Below are 14,368 nucleotides of genomic sequence, written 5' to 3' on the forward strand. Positions count from 1 at the left end.
CCTAGACTGGCGCGGTGACCCAGCGCCCCGTCGATGCCATTTCCGATCAGTACGTCGCCGATCATGCGGCGCTCGATCCGCTCACTGCCACCTATCTGGGCATCGCGGGGCATGACCACCAACTCACCGACCTCTCCCCCGACGGCTACGCCGCACGGGAGGAGTTGACCCGCACCGCGCTGGCTGCGGCCAAGGACGCGACGCCGGTCGACGAGCGGGAAGCCGTCGCCCGCGATGCCTTCCTCGAGCGCCTGGGCCTGGACGTGGAATGCGCCGAGGCGGGCCTGGTGCGCAGCGACTTCTCAGTGATCAGCAGTGGCCTGCACGAATTGCGCCAGGTCTTCGACCTGATGCCGACGGAGGGCGAGGAAGCATGGAGCAACATCAACGCCCGCCTGGCCGGCGTACCCCGGGCACTGCAGGACTACCGGATCACCCTGGCCGAGGAGGCGAACAAGGGGCGCGTCGCCGCGGCCCGGCAGTACGCCGAGGTCGCCACCCAGGTCGAGGCATGGACCGGCGCGAGCGGCACCGGCGGTGACGTCTTCGCCCGACTGGTGGCCGGCTGCGACGTCGACGGTGCACTGGTGGGCGAACTCCAGGCGAACGCCCGCGCAGCGACCCGGGCGATGGCCGACTTCGCGATGTTCCTCACCGACGAGATGGAGCCACGCGGACGGAGCAACGAGGCGGTCGGTCGCGACCACTACGCCCTGGCGTCACGGCGCTTCCTCGGCGCCACGGTCGATCTCGACCAGACCTATGCCTGGGGATGGGACGAACTGCAACGGATCGTGGACGAGATGCGCACCGTCGCTGACCACATCCTCCCCGGCGCCGGCATCGACGAGGCCGTGGCGACCCTGGATGCGGATCCGGCCCGGCAGATCCATGGACGTGAGGAGTTCCGCACCTGGATGCAAGAACTCGCCGACCGGACCATCTCCGAGATGACCGGCGTCCACTTCGACATCCCCGAACCAGTACGCCGCATCGAGTGCATGCTCGCCCCGACCAACGACGGCGGGATCTACTACACCGGCCCCTCGGAGGACTTCAGCCGACCGGGCCGGATGTGGTGGTCGGTGCCGGACGGCATCGAGACGTTCTCGCCGTGGCGCGAGGTGACCACCGTCTTCCACGAGGGCGTGCCCGGCCACCACCTGCAGATCGGCCAGACCGCCTTCCGCAGCGACCTGCTCAACCGCTGGCAGCGGCTGATGTGCTGGGTCAGCGGCCACGGCGAGGGGTGGGCGCTGTACGCCGAACGCCTGATGGCCGACCTCGGCTACCTCGAGGACCCGGCCGACCGGCTCGGCATGCTCGACGGGCAGTGCATGCGCGCGGCCCGGGTGATCGTGGACATCGGCATGCACCTCGAACTGGAGATCCCGCGCGACAACCGCCTCGGCGCCGGCGGCGCCGCCTTCCACCCGGGTGAACGGTGGACCCCCGCGCTGGGCCTGGAGTTCATGCGCCTGCACTGCCGGATGGACGACCCGACGATCGTCTTCGAGGTGAACCGCTACCTCGGCTGGCCGGGCCAGGCGCCGTCCTACAAGGTCGGGGAACGGATCTGGCTCCAGGCACGCGAGGAGGCCCGGGCCCGCAAGGGCACCGACTTCGACTTGATCGCCTTCCACCGCCAGGCCCTCGACCTGGGCTCCCTGGGCCTCGACCCGCTGCGCGCCGCGCTGGCCCGGATCTGAGGCGCCATGACGACGCTGATCCTGGCCAGTGCCTCCCCGGCCCGGCTGACCACCCTGCGGCGGGCCGGGATCGAGCCGGAGGTGATCGTCTCCGGCGTCGACGAGGACGGCGTGGGCGACCTGGCCCCAGCCTCACTGGCCCAGGAACTCGCCGGCCTGAAGGCCGCCGCGGTGGCCGAGCGGGTCGCCGGGCGCGACGTGCTCGTGCTCGGGTGCGACTCGGTGCTGGAACTGGACGGCGAGGCGCTGGGCAAGCCCGGCACCCCCGAGGTGGCTGCGGCCCGCTGGCGGGCGATGCGCGGTCGCAGCGGCGTGCTCCACTCCGGCCATGCGCTGCACCACGTGCCGAGTGGCCGAGTGGTGGCGGCGACCGGGTCGACGACGATCCATTTTGCCGACGTCTCCGACGACGAGATCACGGCGTACGTCGCCACCGGTGAACCGCTGCAGGTTGCCGGCGCCTTCACCATCGACGGGTTCGGCGGTGCCTTCGTCCGTGCCATCGAGGGCGACCACCACAACGTGATCGGGGTGAGCCTGCCGCTGCTACGCCAACTGGTGCTGGACCTAGGGTTGTCGTGGGTCGGGCTCTGGGGAGGCTGACTCCTCGCCACGGGGTTCGCCCGCAGGCGCTTCGTCCCCCTCACCGCGGACCCGGTGGGTGATCACCTGGTTGCCGGGCAGCGGCAGCGTGCTGGTGCCGACGAGCGCGGCTGGAGCGTAGTTCTTCTGGCTGAAGATGACCTGGCGGAAGAGGTAGAAGCGGGCGATCGTGCCCAGCCCCAGGCCGACCACGTTGGCCGCGATGTTGTCCGAGTAGGCCGAGTCCAGGTCGAGGATGTTCCGGCTGATCCACAGGCACCCGATGGGCAGCGTCATGGTGGCCAGGTTGATCGCGACGTACGCCGTCAGGCCACCATCGGCCAGTGCGGTCTCGCGGTGCTTGAACGCCCACATCTTGGTGCCGCGATAACTGATCACCATGCCGATCGAGTTGGCGATCACGTAGGAGAGCGTCGGGTGCCCGTGCAGGGGCGGGTCGTCGAAGACGTAGAAGCCGTGGGAGAGCACGTTGAAGATGACAAATGCCACCAGCGTCGCCACCCCGCCGACGGCGAGGAAGCGCAGTGTCTCGTCGATGAGACGTCTGGCGCGCGGACCCATGGTCGACAAGGCTACTTCACTGCCTCGGCCACGACGGTGGGGCAACCCAACCAATGGTCCGCGCCATCATTCGACCGGCAGGCCGAGGCCGCGGGCGATCAGCATCCGCTGGACCTCGGAAGTGCCCTCCCCGATCTCCAGGATCTTGGCGTCGCGATAGAAGCGGGCCACCGGGTACTCCTCCATGAAGCCGTAGCCGCCGAAGACCTGGGTGGCGATCCGGGTGGCGGTGACGGCCGACTCGGAGGTGTAGAGCTTGGCGATGGAGGCGGCCTGCTTGAACTCCTTCGCCGACGGCCCGGCGCCGTCGACCATCGCATCGCGCATCGCGGCTGCCTTGTAGGTGAGCAGCCGGCCCGCCTGGAGCATCACGTCGAGGTCGGCGATCTGGAAGGCGACGCCCTGCTTGCGCCCGATCGGCCCGCCCATCGTCTGGCGGTCCAGTGCGTACTCGACGCACAGGTCGCGGCATGCCTGGACCAGGCCCACGGCCAGTGCCGCGATGGCGACCCGGCCGTCGTCGAGCGTGGCCAGGAACTGGGCATATCCACGGCCCCGCTCGCCGAGCAGGTTGGCCTCGGGGACCTTGGCATCGACGAAGGTGAGCGGGTGGGTGTCGGAGATGTGCCAGCCGAGCTTGTCGTAGCCCTTCTCGGCGGTGAAGCCGGGCGTGCCGGCCGGCACGATGATCGTGCTGATCTCCGGACTTCCGTTCTCGCGGGTGCCGGTGCGGGCGGTCACGGTGACCAGTGAGGTGATCGCGGAGCCGGAGTTGGTGATGAACTGCTTGGCGCCGTTGACCACCCATTCACCACCGACCAGTTCGGCCTTGGTCCTGGTCGCGCCGGCGTCCGATCCGGCACCGGGCTCGGTCAGCCCGAAGCCCGCCAGCCGCTGGCCGGCGACCAGATCGGGCAGCCACTGCTCCTTCTGCTCCGTGGTGCCGTAGGTGAGGATCGGGTTGATGCCCAGGCCGACCCCGGCCTCGAGGGTGATCCCGATCGACTGGTCGACCCGGCCGAGCTCCTCGATGGCCAGGCAGAGCGAGGTGAACGGGCCGTCCTCGGGGGCCAGGCCGGCGCCGCCGTACTCCTCGGGCGAGGTCAGCCCGAAGAACCCGAGCGCGCCCATCCGGTGCACCACGTCGACCGGGAAGTGGTGGTCGCGGTCCCACTGGGCCACGTGCGGCGCGACCTCGGCCTCGGCGAAGTCGCGGACCGATGCGCGGAATTCCTCGTGCTCACGGGACAGCTCGAAAGACATGACACCCCTTCGGGTCGGGCTCGGGTTCGGCGTACGCAGGCCATGGTCCTACGCTTACGTCAACGTAAGGCAAGGAGCGCAGCATGGCCACCTGGTCGATCCGCGAGCTCGCCGACGAGTACGCCGTCACCCTGCGCACGTTGCGCCATTACGAGGAACTGGGCCTGTTGCGCCCCGTCCGGCGCGGACAGGTGCGCGAGTACCACCAGCGCGACCGGATCCGGCTGGAGTTGATCCTGCGGGGCAAGCGGGTCGGCTTCTCGCTCGACGAGATCGCGACCATCGTCAACATGTACGACGAGCCGCCGGGCGAGGCCGGGCAACTGGAGTTCCTCATCGAGCAGAGCCGGCTCCGCCGGGAAGCACTCGAGCAACAACGGCGCGACATCGACACCACCCTGGCCGACCTGGACCAGATCGCCGCGCGCTGCCGCGAGGAGTTGCGGGCGATCAGGACGGGCCGGGAACGGTGAGGCCGAGCGCGAGCAGGTCTGCGGTCATCGTGACGAGTCGCTCCGGATCCACCCCGTCGGGGCAGTCGAAGACCGCGCGCATGCAGGCAGCCAGGGTGATCCCCATGGCGAGGTGGATCCTGGTCTCCCGCTCGGAATCACCCAGCTCCGGTGCGTGCTGGAGGACGAAGACCCGCACATAGCCGGCAAGGCGCTGCTCGACGTCGGGCAGCACGTTCTGGTGCGTGCCCATCGGCGACTCGCGAAGCAGGGCGCCGACGACCGCCGCATGCTCGCGCAACTGCTCGACCAGCGCATTGACCACGGCCCCGACCGCCTCCCGGCTGGGGAGCGGGGCGGTGGCCACCATCGCGGCCGAGAGCTCGGCCAGGATCCGGTCGTTGGTGCGTTGCCGCAACGCCTCCACCAGGGACTGCTTGTCGGCGAACCAGCGATAGAGCGAACCCACGCTCACCCCCGCCTCGGCAGCGACATGATTGGTGGTCAGGCCGCCGTACCCCCGCTGCTCGAGAATCCGAGCAGTCGCATCGAGGATCCGCTCCACGGTCTCCTTCGACCTGCTCTGGACCGGAGCATTGCGGGTGCGTTGCGCCATCTGGTCGCCTCCTGGATGCGAGTAGAAAACGAGCAATTACTCACTTTACTCTGTCTCCATGACCCAGGCCGCAGAACTCCACCCACCGATCGACCGTCCCGTGCCGAGCCGCTACCGCGCCGACCCGGCGTGGTCCGAGCGGGCCGCAGCCCCGCTCCGGCTCGTGGCAGGGCCGGGAGCCCGGCCGAGCCCGGAGGAGGTCGAGCAACTCAAGGCTGGCCTGCTCCGCCGTGACGAGCCGGCAGCCGCGCTGGTCCGCGCCGTACGTGAAGACCGCACCGTCACCATGAAGCAGATCCGCGCCGCCCTCGACGCCGGCGTCACCGACGACTCCCCGGCCGCCCTGCGCGACTTCTTCGACCACCTGGCACCGCGCCCCGCCTGGGTCCGCGACGACCTGCTCGAGCGCGGCGCCCGCGCCTGCCGGCGCCTCGGCGTCGACGGGCTGCGCGTGCTCGGCCTCGGCTCGCTGCTCGGCGGCTATCGCACGGCCGCTGCGCTCGAACCGCTGGTGCGCACCGGCAGGTTGACCGGCGAAGAGGGACAGCGCCGGCTCAACGAGACCACCGCCTGGTGGATCGCCGTGACTGCCCCGGGCGGCCTGGCGCCAGGCGCGGAAGGATGGCGCCTGTCGGTCCACGTGCGGATCATGCACGCCTTCGTCAACGACCAACTCGAGCAGGACCCCACCTGGGACTGGGACCTGCGCGGCGTCCCGATCAACCAGTACGACCAGGCCAGCACCCTGGGTGTCTTCAGCACCAGCTTCCTGTTGCATGCCCGGCTCTTCGGCCTGCGGGTCAGCCGCCGCGACAGCGAGGCGATCATGCACCTGTGGTCCTACGTCGGCTGGCTGATGGGCGTGGACGAGCAGTGGCTGCCGCGCACCGAGCGGATCGGGCGCCGCCTGCTCTACCAGTTCCTGGCCGGCGACCCGGGGCCGGACCAGAACACCCGGCTCCTGGCCCGGTCCCTGATCGACGCCGTCGACACCGGACCGGGCAGCCCGGCCGCCAAGTGGTTCGAGCGGGAACGGACCCTGAGCATCGCCACCGGACTCCTGGGCCCCGGCGCGATGCGCGACCTCGGGCTGCCCGCCCGGCCACCCTGGTTCACCCTGTGGCGCTGCGCGGTCAACCTGCCGCTGAGCCAGGTGCTGGGCCGGATCCCGGGTACGGACGGGCTGACCGTGCGTCGCGGCAACACCTCCATTGCCCGCGAGTGCCGGCGGATCTTCGGCGAGGAGGGAGCCTCCCGACACGGAGTCGGCCCGATCCCGGCCTGAGCGACCCCTAGTGTGGGGGCCATGTCCTGGACCGAGCCCCTGCCCTGGCGGGCCACCTTCGAGTCGGACACCCTCACCCTCGTCCTGCACGATCCCAGCGGATTCGAGCAGGCGCGCCTGCAGCCCCATCCCGATGCCGCCACCCGGAGACCGGCCCCCGGCCTCCTCGGGGACCTGGTCTCCGCCGTCGACGAGGGAGTCGACACCGCCGCCTGGCGCTCCGGGCGGGGCGTGTTGCGCCAGGGCGGCGAGCCGATCCTGGCCATCCTGGCCGACGGCACCACTGCGGTCATCGACAACGGCCGGGAGAAGGGCATGCGGCGTCGCTTCCGCACCGGGAGCATCCACTTCACCGACCGGTCCTACGAGGTCCGCCACGAGAGTCGTCGGCGGACCACGGTCCGGCGCGAGGACACCGCCCTGGCCACCCTGCGGCGTACGGGCGTCGCGATGCGCTCCTTCGCCGCCGACGCCGGTCCCACCTACCGGATCCGCTTCGCCGGCAACGCACACGACCACCGCGACGAACTCGCCCTGGTCCTGGTCGCCACCGTGCTCGGGCCGCCCGGGCGCCCCGGGGGCGGGTCGCGGTTCTGGCACTGGGTGCTCTGAGCCGCCATCGGGCGACCCGATGCGTGAGGCACCTTCGATTACCGTCCAGTAAGGATCCATGGACCGGAACCGGTCAACGCCGGGTCCGGGGCTGCCCCTAGACTCCGTGGGTGGCGCGCGCCGCGCGCGCCGTCCCCATCGCAGCAGCCGAGGAGTGTTCGTGCCCGAGATCAAGCCCTTGCAGAAGGTCCTCATCGCCAACCGCGGCGAGATCGCGGTCCGCGTGATCCGCGCATGCAAGGACGCCGGCATCGGGTCGGTCGCCGTGTACGCCGACGCCGACCGGGACGCCCTCTTCGTCCGCCTCGCCGACGAGGCGCACTCACTGGGCGGCGCCACCCCCGCCGACACCTACCTCGACATCACCAAGATCATCGACGTCGCGAAGGCCTCCGGTGCCGACTCTGTCCACCCCGGCTATGGCTTCCTGGCCGAGAACGCCGAGTTCGCCCAGGCCGTGCTCGACGCCGGGCTGATCTGGATCGGCCCCTCCCCCGAGGCGATCGACGCCCTGGGCGACAAGGCCAAGGCGAAGCACATCGCCGAGCGCGCCAACGCACCACTGGCCCCCGGCACCAAGGACCCGGTCAAGGACGCCGACGAGGTCGTCGCCCTGGCCGAGGAGTTCGGCCTGCCGGTCGCGATCAAGGCCGTCTACGGCGGCGGTGGCCGCGGCCTCAAGGTGGCCCGCACCATGGAGGAGATCCCCGAGCTCTTCGAGTCGGCGACCCGTGAGGCGGTCGGTGCGTTCGGTCGCGGTGAGTGCCTGGTGGAGAAGTTCTTGGACCGCCCCCGCCACGTCGAGACCCAGTGCCTGGCCGACCAGCACGGCAACGTGGTCGTGGTCTCCACCCGCGACTGCTCGCTGCAGCGCCGCCACCAGAAGGTGGTCGAGGAGGCCCCCGCGCCGTTCCTGACCGACGAGCAGGTCGAGCGCCTCTACGAGTCGTCCAAGGCGATCCTGCGCGAGGCTGGCTACGTCGGCGCCGGCACGTGCGAGTTCCTGGTCGCCGCCGACGGCACCATCTCCTTCCTCGAGGTCAACACCCGGCTCCAGGTCGAGCACTGCGTCTCCGAGGAGGTCACCGGCATCGACCTGGTCCAGGAGATGTTCCGGATCGCCGCGGGCGAGGAGCTCGGCTACGACGACCCGGAGATCATCGGCCACGCCATCGAGTTCCGGATCAACGCCGAGGACGCAGGCCGCAACTTCATGCCGGCACCGGGCACCCTGACCGAGTGGGCACCCCCGAGCGGCCCGGGCATCCGCCTCGACTCCGGCTACGAGAAGGGCGAGACCGTCCCCGGCGCCTTCGACTCCCTGGTCGCGAAGCTGATCGTCAAGGGCGTCGACCGGACCCAGGCGATCGCCCGCTCCAAGCGCGCACTGGCCGAGTTCCGGGTCGACGGCATGCCGACGATCATCCCGTTCTTCACCAAGGTCCTCGACGAGCCGGCGTACGTCGGTGCCTCCAACGCATCGGGCGAGGGATCGTTCGACGTCTACACCACCTGGATCGAGAACGAGTTCGTCAACGACATCGAGCCGTTCGCTGGCGAGGCCGGCGAGGCCGAGGAGCAGGGCGAGCGGCAGAAGGTCACCGTCGAGGTCGGCGGCCGGCGACTCGAGGTCGTGCTTCCCGGTGGCCTGGGCGGCCTGGCCGTCGCCGGCGGCGGCGCGGGCGCGAAGAAGCCGAAGCGGGCTGCCAAGAAGTCCGGTGCCGCTGCTTCCGGTGACGCTGTCACCTCCCCGATGCAGGGCACCATCGTCAAGGTCGCCGTCGAGGAGGGCGCGAGCGTTGCCGAGGGCGACGTGATCGTCGTGCTCGAGGCGATGAAGATGGAGCAGCCGATCAAGGCACACAAGGCGGGCACGGTCACCGGTCTCGACGCCGAGGTCGGCGGCACGGTCAACCAGGGTGCCGTGATCTGCGAACTCAAGGACTGAGCCATGCCCGACGACGGGTACATCGACACCGTCGATGAAGTCGTCGCTGCGCTGGAGCAGGACCCGATCCTGGTCCAGCAGATCGCCGGCAACGGCCACACCGACGAGGTCATCGCGTGGCTCCGCGAGCACACCGAGGACCTCGACTTCACGGTGTACGTCGCGCTCACGGGTGACCTCAAGGACCTGCCCGAGTCGGGCGCCAGCGACGAACTGGCGCGCCTGCTGCACGCCCGGCTGGATGAACCCGGCGTGTACGTCGTCTCCGCCGGCGGCCTGCCCACCGTGGTCACCTATGACGTCGAACTGGAGGCCCTCGACGTCAAGATGGAGGCCTCCCGGGCCAAGAACGAGGCGATGGAGGCCGACCGGCACTCCGGCCTGGCCCCGACCGGCGAGGCAGCACTGCTGGTCCGGGCCGCCGCACCGGACACGATCGGCCCGGGCGACCACGCCGCACTCCGCCAGGAACCCGGGATGGCCCTGGTCCGCCAGGACCGGGACGTCGACTTCCTCTGGCAGCCCCCGGACCCGTGGCCGCTGAGCGCGACCCCGATCATCGCTGGCCTGGTCGTCTGGGCCGTCGCCATGGTGCTGCTGCGTCCCGTGGCCGACCGGATCGTCCCCGGCCTTGGCCCCGCCCGTCGCCGCGACGCGGCCCGCACCGACGCACGGCAAGCAGAGGCAACGGCGCTCCAGGAGGCACAGTCCGAGGCCCGGACCGCCACGCGCCGCCTCTCCAAGGCCCTGCGCACTGCGGCGGATGCCGAGACCGAACTGCTCGCCCGGGCCACGCTCTCTCGCGACCTGGCCGAGGAGCTGGGCGACAGCGATGACCTGCTCGAAGTGATCGGGGCAGACATGCTGGCCACGACTGCCACCAGGCACCTCGCCGGTCGCACCGACTGGCGGCCGTGCTTCTTCGACCCCCGGCATGGCCGGGCGAACACGAAGGCAATGATTGCCAACCTCACCGTGCCGGCCTGTTCCCGGTGCGCCGGCCAGGTCTCGGAGGGCAAGGAGCCGGAAGGACTCCTGGTGCCCCGCGGCCAGCGCGGTGCCGGCACGTCGTACTGGAAGCAGGCCTCGGTCTGGTCGCGCACCGGATACGGCGCACTCGCCGATGACTTCGCCGACCAGGTGGCGGCCCAACGCCGGAACGGTGGTCGACGATGAGGGCCTGGCAGGTCTTCGGCGTCACGCTGCTGCTCGCTGCGCTTCCGACGGCACTGGCGGTCTGGGTCGGCCACGCCCTGGCCAGCCCGGTCGGTCCTCCCCATCCCCCGGCGCTTCCCGACAGCGACCGGATGCACGAGGTGATCGACGCCTTCGAGACCCGTCACGTGCACGTGCTCGACGACGGACGATCGATGGTCTCCGAGGAGCAACAGGCACAACTGGAGGAGGCAGCCGCCAAGGCCACCTGGCCGACGTACGTCATCGTCGGCCAGTTCAGCTATGACGCCGGGCTGCCCTCCCTGCACCTCACCGCGAGCACCCTGGGCTGGGAGCGCGAGGAGCGGGCGATCTACATCATTTGGCAGGGCCCGGACTCCGGGCTGGTCTGGGGCCACGGACTGCGCGAGGACCTGGACACGCCGTCGTTCACCGGGGACGTGACCACCCACGTGCTCGCCATGCTGGCAGAGCTGGAGGAAAACGGATCCGAGCCGTGGGACCGGAAGCCCGACGGCGGGCTGGGCTGGGGAGTCTTCCTCGGCATCGTGATCGGCCTGCCCGCGGCCGGGGTGGCCGCCTGGGGCACCAGTGTTGCTGCTCGCCAGGTCAGGAGGATCCGCGATGGAGGATGAACTCGAGGCCATCCACCAGGCGTTGACCGAGACCGGTCTCTACGTCGACGAGGGAATGCGCAAGCATGTCTCCGACGAGGAGATCGCGCAGATCGAGGCGAACCTGGCCGAGGTGGATGCACCGGTCCACGTGATCGCGGTGACCCTGGAGCCCAAGGACGTCTGGGCTGGCTCTCCCGAGGAACTGGTCACCCGACTCCACGATGCGTACGGCGATGAGGGACACTACTTCGTCGCCTCGCACGTCTTCGATGAACACTTCCGGCTCACCCATCGTGAGTACGACGTCCCGACTGGTGACCGGACCGAGCGGCTCGCTTGGATCGTGGACAACGACACGTCGGACGTGGGGGCCACGCTCGTGGACCTGACCGGGATCCTGGCCGAGGGGACCCTGGCGGAGCGCTACGAGGAGTGGTCAGCCCAGGTCAGTGCCCGGTCTGCGGAGATGCGAGCGGAGCGGGAGGCGGAGGATTCCGGCCTCAGTCCGGTGGTCACGGTCGGGGGCGGACTGCTGCTCCTGGTCGTGCTCTGGGTGCTGGTCCGCAAGGCATTCGCCCGACGCACGGTGCAGCAGGGGGCCTTCGTGCTGCCGGCCTCGGCCGTGGACCGGATCCGCGATGCGCGCGATCGCTCCCTGCAGCAGCGCGCCCGCGCGGACCTGCTCGCCCTGGGCGAGGCGATCGATGCGGAGGAGATCGCCGAGGGCGACGACCGGAGCGCCTGGCAGTCCGCACTGGACCACTACGAGGCGGCCGACAAGATCCTCTCCGCAGACCCCGGCATCCTCGACGTGGTCGGGGTGATCGTGCTCGCCGGGCGGGGCCACGACGCACTCGCCGCAGCTCGGTCGGGCAAGCCGCACGTCCCCTCCAAGCCCTGCTTCCTCAACCCGCTGCACGGCGCCGCGAGCGGCAACCACGCGGTCACCTCGGGATCAGCCACGATCACCGCACCGCTGTGCCGCGCCTGCCAGAAGGCGCTCGAGCGGGGAAGCACCCCCGAGGTCCTCGACGTACTGGAGGACGGCAAGCCGGTCCACTACTTCGAGAGCTCGGCCGAACCGTGGGCCTCGACCGGCTATGGCGCGCTGGAGACCGATCTGGTCCGCCGACTGCAAGGTGGACGCTGATGGGCCACTCCACACCAGTCACCGCCCCGTTCCTGGGCGTGGTGACCCCGCTGGTCACGGTCGGTGACCGCGTGCTGGCCGGGGACGTGCTGGCCAGCATCGAGGCGATGAAGATGGAGGCCGCCGTCACCGCGCCGTGCGCTGGCACGGTCCGCCGAGTGGCAGTGGTCGCGGGGAGCTCAGTCCAGGGCGGGGACTTGCTGCTCGAGATCTGACGCTGCCTGGTCCGTTCAGCAGCCCGTGCTGGCGAGTTCGAAGGTGAACCAGGTCGACTTCAGGCCCAGGGTCATCCGGAAGGTGTTGCCGGTGACGTTCACGTTGCCCTTGGAGCCCTGCAACGTCATCGTCATGACGCGCCCGTCCCATTCGCCGTTGCCGTCGCGGGTCTTGATCTGGATCGCCTTGAGATCGCCCAGCGCCGGCCAGGCCTTCTCGATGCGCGACACGTCCAGCTGGATGCTCCAGTCGTGGTTCGGGTTGCCGCTCCACCCGTCATAGGGATCCGACTTGGCGGGCATGTAGGGGACATTCGGGCTCGCTGAGGTCCAGCCACCGTTGCTGGAGCTGTACTGGGTGAAGGCGGGCTTGCCGTCGTGGGTCAGGACCTGACCGGCGGTGGCCCGGATCGCTGCAGTGGTGTTGGCGTGTTCTTTCGCGACGCCCCCGTACACCTGGCACGAGGTGGTGTCGCAGATGTCGTAGTGCGCCGTGAGCGGGGATTGGCGCTGACGGGCTGCGTAGGTACGTGCCGCGACTGCCTGCGAGCGGACCGCGTTTGCGTGCCAGGTCGCTGGCATCTCGCTGGCCACCACGCCCTGCAGGTAGTGGTCAAGGGGCAGGACATTGACCGTACGCCGTGCCGTGGTTCCCGGGTTGGTGATCGCGGAGCGCAGCGCCCCGCGATAGCGGACCGGCTTGCCCCCGATGTAGAGCTCCATCGAGTTGGCCGCGGTGAACTCATTGGTCCCGGGGCTGTTGCGCCACACCTGCCAGTGGTTGCTGCTGTTCAGGAACTCGATCCGGCTCACGCCGTTGCTGGCCGATGAGAGCCGCCAGCGCTTCGCCCCGATGTTGGTCGGGAGGGTCAGGGTCACCCCGGTGTCGATGTTGTTGACCTTCAATCCGCTGCGCGGTGCCACCTCGACGAAGCGGTCGGTGTCGGCAGTCAGCCAGACCCGGATCGATCCGGTGGCCGTGGAGAGGGTGGTCCCGGGGTAGTAGAAGGCGAGGATCTGCTGCCAGGTCCTCCCCTGCCGTGCTGCTCCCTCGGCGCCGTACTGGGACATGCCGTGGCCGTGCCCGAAGCCGTGACCGTTCAGGGTCACGGCGCCGGTGGCGGGCATGTTGTAGGTCTTGTTCACCGTGACGTCCGCCGCGACCGCGCTCGCTGCCAGTCCGACGACCCCTGCCACCGGGGCCCCGGAAGCAGCGGTGAGGGCGCCGGTGATGCCGAGGAGGAGGGCGCTGAAGGCCGTGCCGAGGGCAAGGGAAGTGCGACGCATGTGAATCCCAGGTGTTTCTGTGGCGGATGTGACTGGTGTGAATTGATTCCATCACGCCACGGCACCGGGGTAAATGGATCGGTTGAAACTACAACGATGTAATTGCGAACCGGACTTGCTAGCGTCTGCCCCATGCTCGGTTTCCTCAACCTGATCGCCCTGGTGGTCCTCGTCTCCCTCGCGGTCCACCTGGTCAACAGCCGCGTGGTCCAGCGCAACCGGCGCGCCGCCGAATTCGCCCAAGAACGCCGGGTGGTGGAGGCGGACGTCACCCGGTTCACCGAGGAACTGGACCGGCTCCACATCGAGACCCTTTCCACCGAGCTGGACACCCCGACGCAGCAGGACTACCAGCAGGCCCTGGACGCTTCCCGCCGCGCCAGCGACCTGCTCGGGAACACCACCGCCTCGGAGGATTTCGCCGAAGTCGCCCGGGCGCTCGAGGACGGCCGCTTCGCCATGACCAGCGTGGTCTGCCGGATGGGCGACCAGGAGCCACCTGAGCGTCGGTCCCCCTGCTTCTTCAACCCGATGCACGGACCGTCGTCGACGACGGTCACCTGGGCAAACCGGGAAGGCCGGCGGGTGCCGGTTCCGGCCTGCCCCGCCGATGCCGAACGGCTCACCGCCGGCGCCGAACCGGACACCCTCCAGGTCCGCCGAGGCAACCGGATGGTGCCCTGGTATGCCGGCGGCCCGACGTACCGCAACTACGTCGACGGCTATTACGGCACGTACGCCGCGAACCGGGCCTTCCCCGGCTTCCTGCTCGCCTCGATGATGGACGGCCTGTGGGAAGCCGCCGTGCTGGCCGCACCGTCGCGGCCGTCCCGACACCAGCCAGCGGCCCGGCCCGGGGATTCCTGACCCGACC

At 70.0% G+C, this 14,368-nt stretch carries 15 protein-coding genes; 11 read left to right on the forward strand and 4 right to left on the reverse strand.

Going from position 1 to position 14,368, the window contains the following annotated elements; translation table 11 throughout:
• Window positions 1-14 precede the first annotated feature (14 nt).
• Window positions 15-1,709 carry a DUF885 domain-containing protein gene (locus tag Q9R27_RS08130; protein WP_311251858.1) on the forward strand — a complete coding sequence of 565 codons (1,695 nt, stop codon included), beginning with the start codon at window positions 15-17 and terminating at the stop codon, window positions 1,707-1,709.
• Window positions 1,710-1,715: 6 nt separating this feature from the next.
• The gene (locus Q9R27_RS08135; RefSeq protein ID WP_311251859.1) at window positions 1,716-2,312 is read left to right on the forward strand and encodes a nucleoside triphosphate pyrophosphatase; all 597 of its coding nucleotides are present in this window, start codon (window positions 1,716-1,718) and stop codon (window positions 2,310-2,312) included.
• On the opposite strand, the gene Q9R27_RS08140 is transcribed toward Q9R27_RS08135, so the two are convergent.
• Together Q9R27_RS08140 and Q9R27_RS08145 are read right to left on the reverse strand one after the other, a co-directional pair.
• A complete protein-coding gene (locus tag Q9R27_RS08140; protein WP_311251860.1) occupies window positions 2,277-2,873 on the reverse strand; it encodes a GtrA family protein in 597 nt (198 codons plus the stop codon). The two genes, Q9R27_RS08135 and Q9R27_RS08140, sit on opposite strands and share 36 nt — an antisense overlap.
• A 66-nt stretch (window positions 2,874-2,939) precedes the next feature.
• A complete protein-coding gene (locus tag Q9R27_RS08145) occupies window positions 2,940-4,136 on the reverse strand; it encodes an acyl-CoA dehydrogenase family protein (RefSeq protein ID WP_311251861.1) in 1,197 nt (398 codons plus the stop codon).
• A gap of 83 nt (window positions 4,137-4,219) precedes the next feature.
• On the opposite strand from Q9R27_RS08145, the gene Q9R27_RS08150 reads away from it, so the two are divergent.
• Window positions 4,220-4,609: a MerR family DNA-binding transcriptional regulator gene (locus Q9R27_RS08150; protein ID WP_311251862.1), complete on the forward strand. Its 390-nt coding sequence runs from the start codon at window positions 4,220-4,222 to the stop codon at window positions 4,607-4,609.
• On the opposite strand, the gene Q9R27_RS08155 is transcribed toward Q9R27_RS08150, so the two are convergent.
• Entirely contained in the window at window positions 4,587-5,204 is a 618-nt protein-coding gene (locus tag Q9R27_RS08155) for a TetR/AcrR family transcriptional regulator (RefSeq protein WP_311251863.1), read from the reverse strand. The genes Q9R27_RS08150 and Q9R27_RS08155 overlap by 23 nt on opposite strands.
• Before the next feature lie 58 nt (window positions 5,205-5,262).
• Between Q9R27_RS08155 and Q9R27_RS08160 the strand changes: the two genes are divergently transcribed.
• The 7 genes from Q9R27_RS08160 (at window position 5,263) to Q9R27_RS08190 (ending at window position 12,207) form a co-directional block, all read left to right on the forward strand.
• Complete coding sequence (locus Q9R27_RS08160) at window positions 5,263-6,489, forward strand: oxygenase MpaB family protein (RefSeq protein ID WP_311251864.1); 1,227 nt, start codon at window positions 5,263-5,265, stop codon at window positions 6,487-6,489.
• A 21-nt stretch (window positions 6,490-6,510) separates the two neighbouring features.
• Window positions 6,511-7,101, forward strand: coding sequence for a hypothetical protein (locus tag Q9R27_RS08165; RefSeq protein WP_311251865.1), 591 nt, complete (start codon window positions 6,511-6,513; stop codon window positions 7,099-7,101).
• 178 nt (window positions 7,102-7,279) lie between these two features.
• The gene (locus Q9R27_RS08170) at window positions 7,280-9,049 is read left to right on the forward strand and encodes an acetyl/propionyl/methylcrotonyl-CoA carboxylase subunit alpha (protein WP_397219662.1); all 1,770 of its coding nucleotides are present in this window, start codon (window positions 7,280-7,282) and stop codon (window positions 9,047-9,049) included.
• Window positions 9,050-9,052: 3 nt separating this feature from the next.
• Window positions 9,053-10,225, forward strand: coding sequence for a hypothetical protein (locus tag Q9R27_RS08175; protein WP_311251867.1), 1,173 nt, complete (start codon window positions 9,053-9,055; stop codon window positions 10,223-10,225).
• Entirely contained in the window at window positions 10,222-10,860 is a 639-nt protein-coding gene (locus tag Q9R27_RS08180) for a hypothetical protein (RefSeq protein WP_311251868.1), read from the forward strand. Before Q9R27_RS08175 ends, Q9R27_RS08180 begins: the two co-directional genes overlap by 4 nt.
• Window positions 10,850-11,992 carry a hypothetical protein gene (locus tag Q9R27_RS08185; RefSeq protein ID WP_311251869.1) on the forward strand — a complete coding sequence of 381 codons (1,143 nt, stop codon included), beginning with the start codon at window positions 10,850-10,852 and terminating at the stop codon, window positions 11,990-11,992. Before Q9R27_RS08180 ends, Q9R27_RS08185 begins: the two co-directional genes overlap by 11 nt.
• On the forward strand, window positions 11,992-12,207 hold the full coding sequence (locus Q9R27_RS08190; protein ID WP_311251870.1) for a biotin/lipoyl-containing protein: 216 nt from the start codon (window positions 11,992-11,994) through the stop codon (window positions 12,205-12,207). Before Q9R27_RS08185 ends, Q9R27_RS08190 begins: the two co-directional genes overlap by 1 nt.
• A 15-nt stretch (window positions 12,208-12,222) precedes the next feature.
• Here Q9R27_RS08190 and Q9R27_RS08195 read toward each other — a convergent pair whose 3' ends face one another.
• Window positions 12,223-13,494 carry a SpoIID/LytB domain-containing protein gene (locus Q9R27_RS08195; RefSeq protein WP_311251871.1) on the reverse strand — a complete coding sequence of 424 codons (1,272 nt, stop codon included), beginning with the start codon at window positions 13,492-13,494 and terminating at the stop codon, window positions 12,223-12,225.
• Between the two features lie 132 nt (window positions 13,495-13,626).
• Here Q9R27_RS08195 and Q9R27_RS08200 point away from each other — a divergent pair, with 132 nt between their 5' ends.
• On the forward strand, window positions 13,627-14,361 hold the full coding sequence (locus tag Q9R27_RS08200) for a hypothetical protein (RefSeq protein WP_311251872.1): 735 nt from the start codon (window positions 13,627-13,629) through the stop codon (window positions 14,359-14,361).
• Window positions 14,362-14,368: the final 7 nt, after the last annotated feature.

Origin of the sequence: Nocardioides sp. AE5 (assembly GCF_031844485.1) — a bacterium.
In the GTDB taxonomy this organism is placed as follows: Bacteria; Actinomycetota; Actinomycetes; order Propionibacteriales; family Nocardioidaceae; genus Nocardioides.

Bases quoted from the DNA above. Each gene is read 5' to 3' on its own strand.
- Q9R27_RS08145 (WP_311251861.1), bottom strand. From the start codon at position 4,136: ATGTCTTTCGAGCTGTCCCGTGAGCACGAGGAATTCCGCGCATCGGTC.
- Q9R27_RS08155 (WP_311251863.1), bottom strand. From the start codon at position 5,204: ATGGCGCAACGCACCCGCAATGCTCCGGTCCAGAGCAGGTCGAAGGAG.
- Q9R27_RS08180 (WP_311251868.1), top strand. From the start codon at position 10,222: ATGAGGGCCTGGCAGGTCTTCGGCGTCACGCTGCTGCTCGCTGCGCTT.
- Q9R27_RS08160 (WP_311251864.1), top strand. From the start codon at position 5,263: ATGACCCAGGCCGCAGAACTCCACCCACCGATCGACCGTCCCGTGCCG.
- Q9R27_RS08190 (WP_311251870.1), top strand. From the start codon at position 11,992: ATGGGCCACTCCACACCAGTCACCGCCCCGTTCCTGGGCGTGGTGACC.
- Q9R27_RS08140 (WP_311251860.1), bottom strand. From the start codon at position 2,873: ATGGGTCCGCGCGCCAGACGTCTCATCGACGAGACACTGCGCTTCCTC.
- Q9R27_RS08165 (WP_311251865.1), top strand. From the start codon at position 6,511: ATGTCCTGGACCGAGCCCCTGCCCTGGCGGGCCACCTTCGAGTCGGAC.
- Q9R27_RS08185 (WP_311251869.1), top strand. From the start codon at position 10,850: ATGGAGGATGAACTCGAGGCCATCCACCAGGCGTTGACCGAGACCGGT.
- Q9R27_RS08175 (WP_311251867.1), top strand. From the start codon at position 9,053: ATGCCCGACGACGGGTACATCGACACCGTCGATGAAGTCGTCGCTGCG.
- Q9R27_RS08195 (WP_311251871.1), bottom strand. From the start codon at position 13,494: ATGCGTCGCACTTCCCTTGCCCTCGGCACGGCCTTCAGCGCCCTCCTC.
- Q9R27_RS08135 (WP_311251859.1), top strand. From the start codon at position 1,716: ATGACGACGCTGATCCTGGCCAGTGCCTCCCCGGCCCGGCTGACCACC.
- Q9R27_RS08200 (WP_311251872.1), top strand. From the start codon at position 13,627: ATGCTCGGTTTCCTCAACCTGATCGCCCTGGTGGTCCTCGTCTCCCTC.
- Q9R27_RS08150 (WP_311251862.1), top strand. From the start codon at position 4,220: ATGGCCACCTGGTCGATCCGCGAGCTCGCCGACGAGTACGCCGTCACC.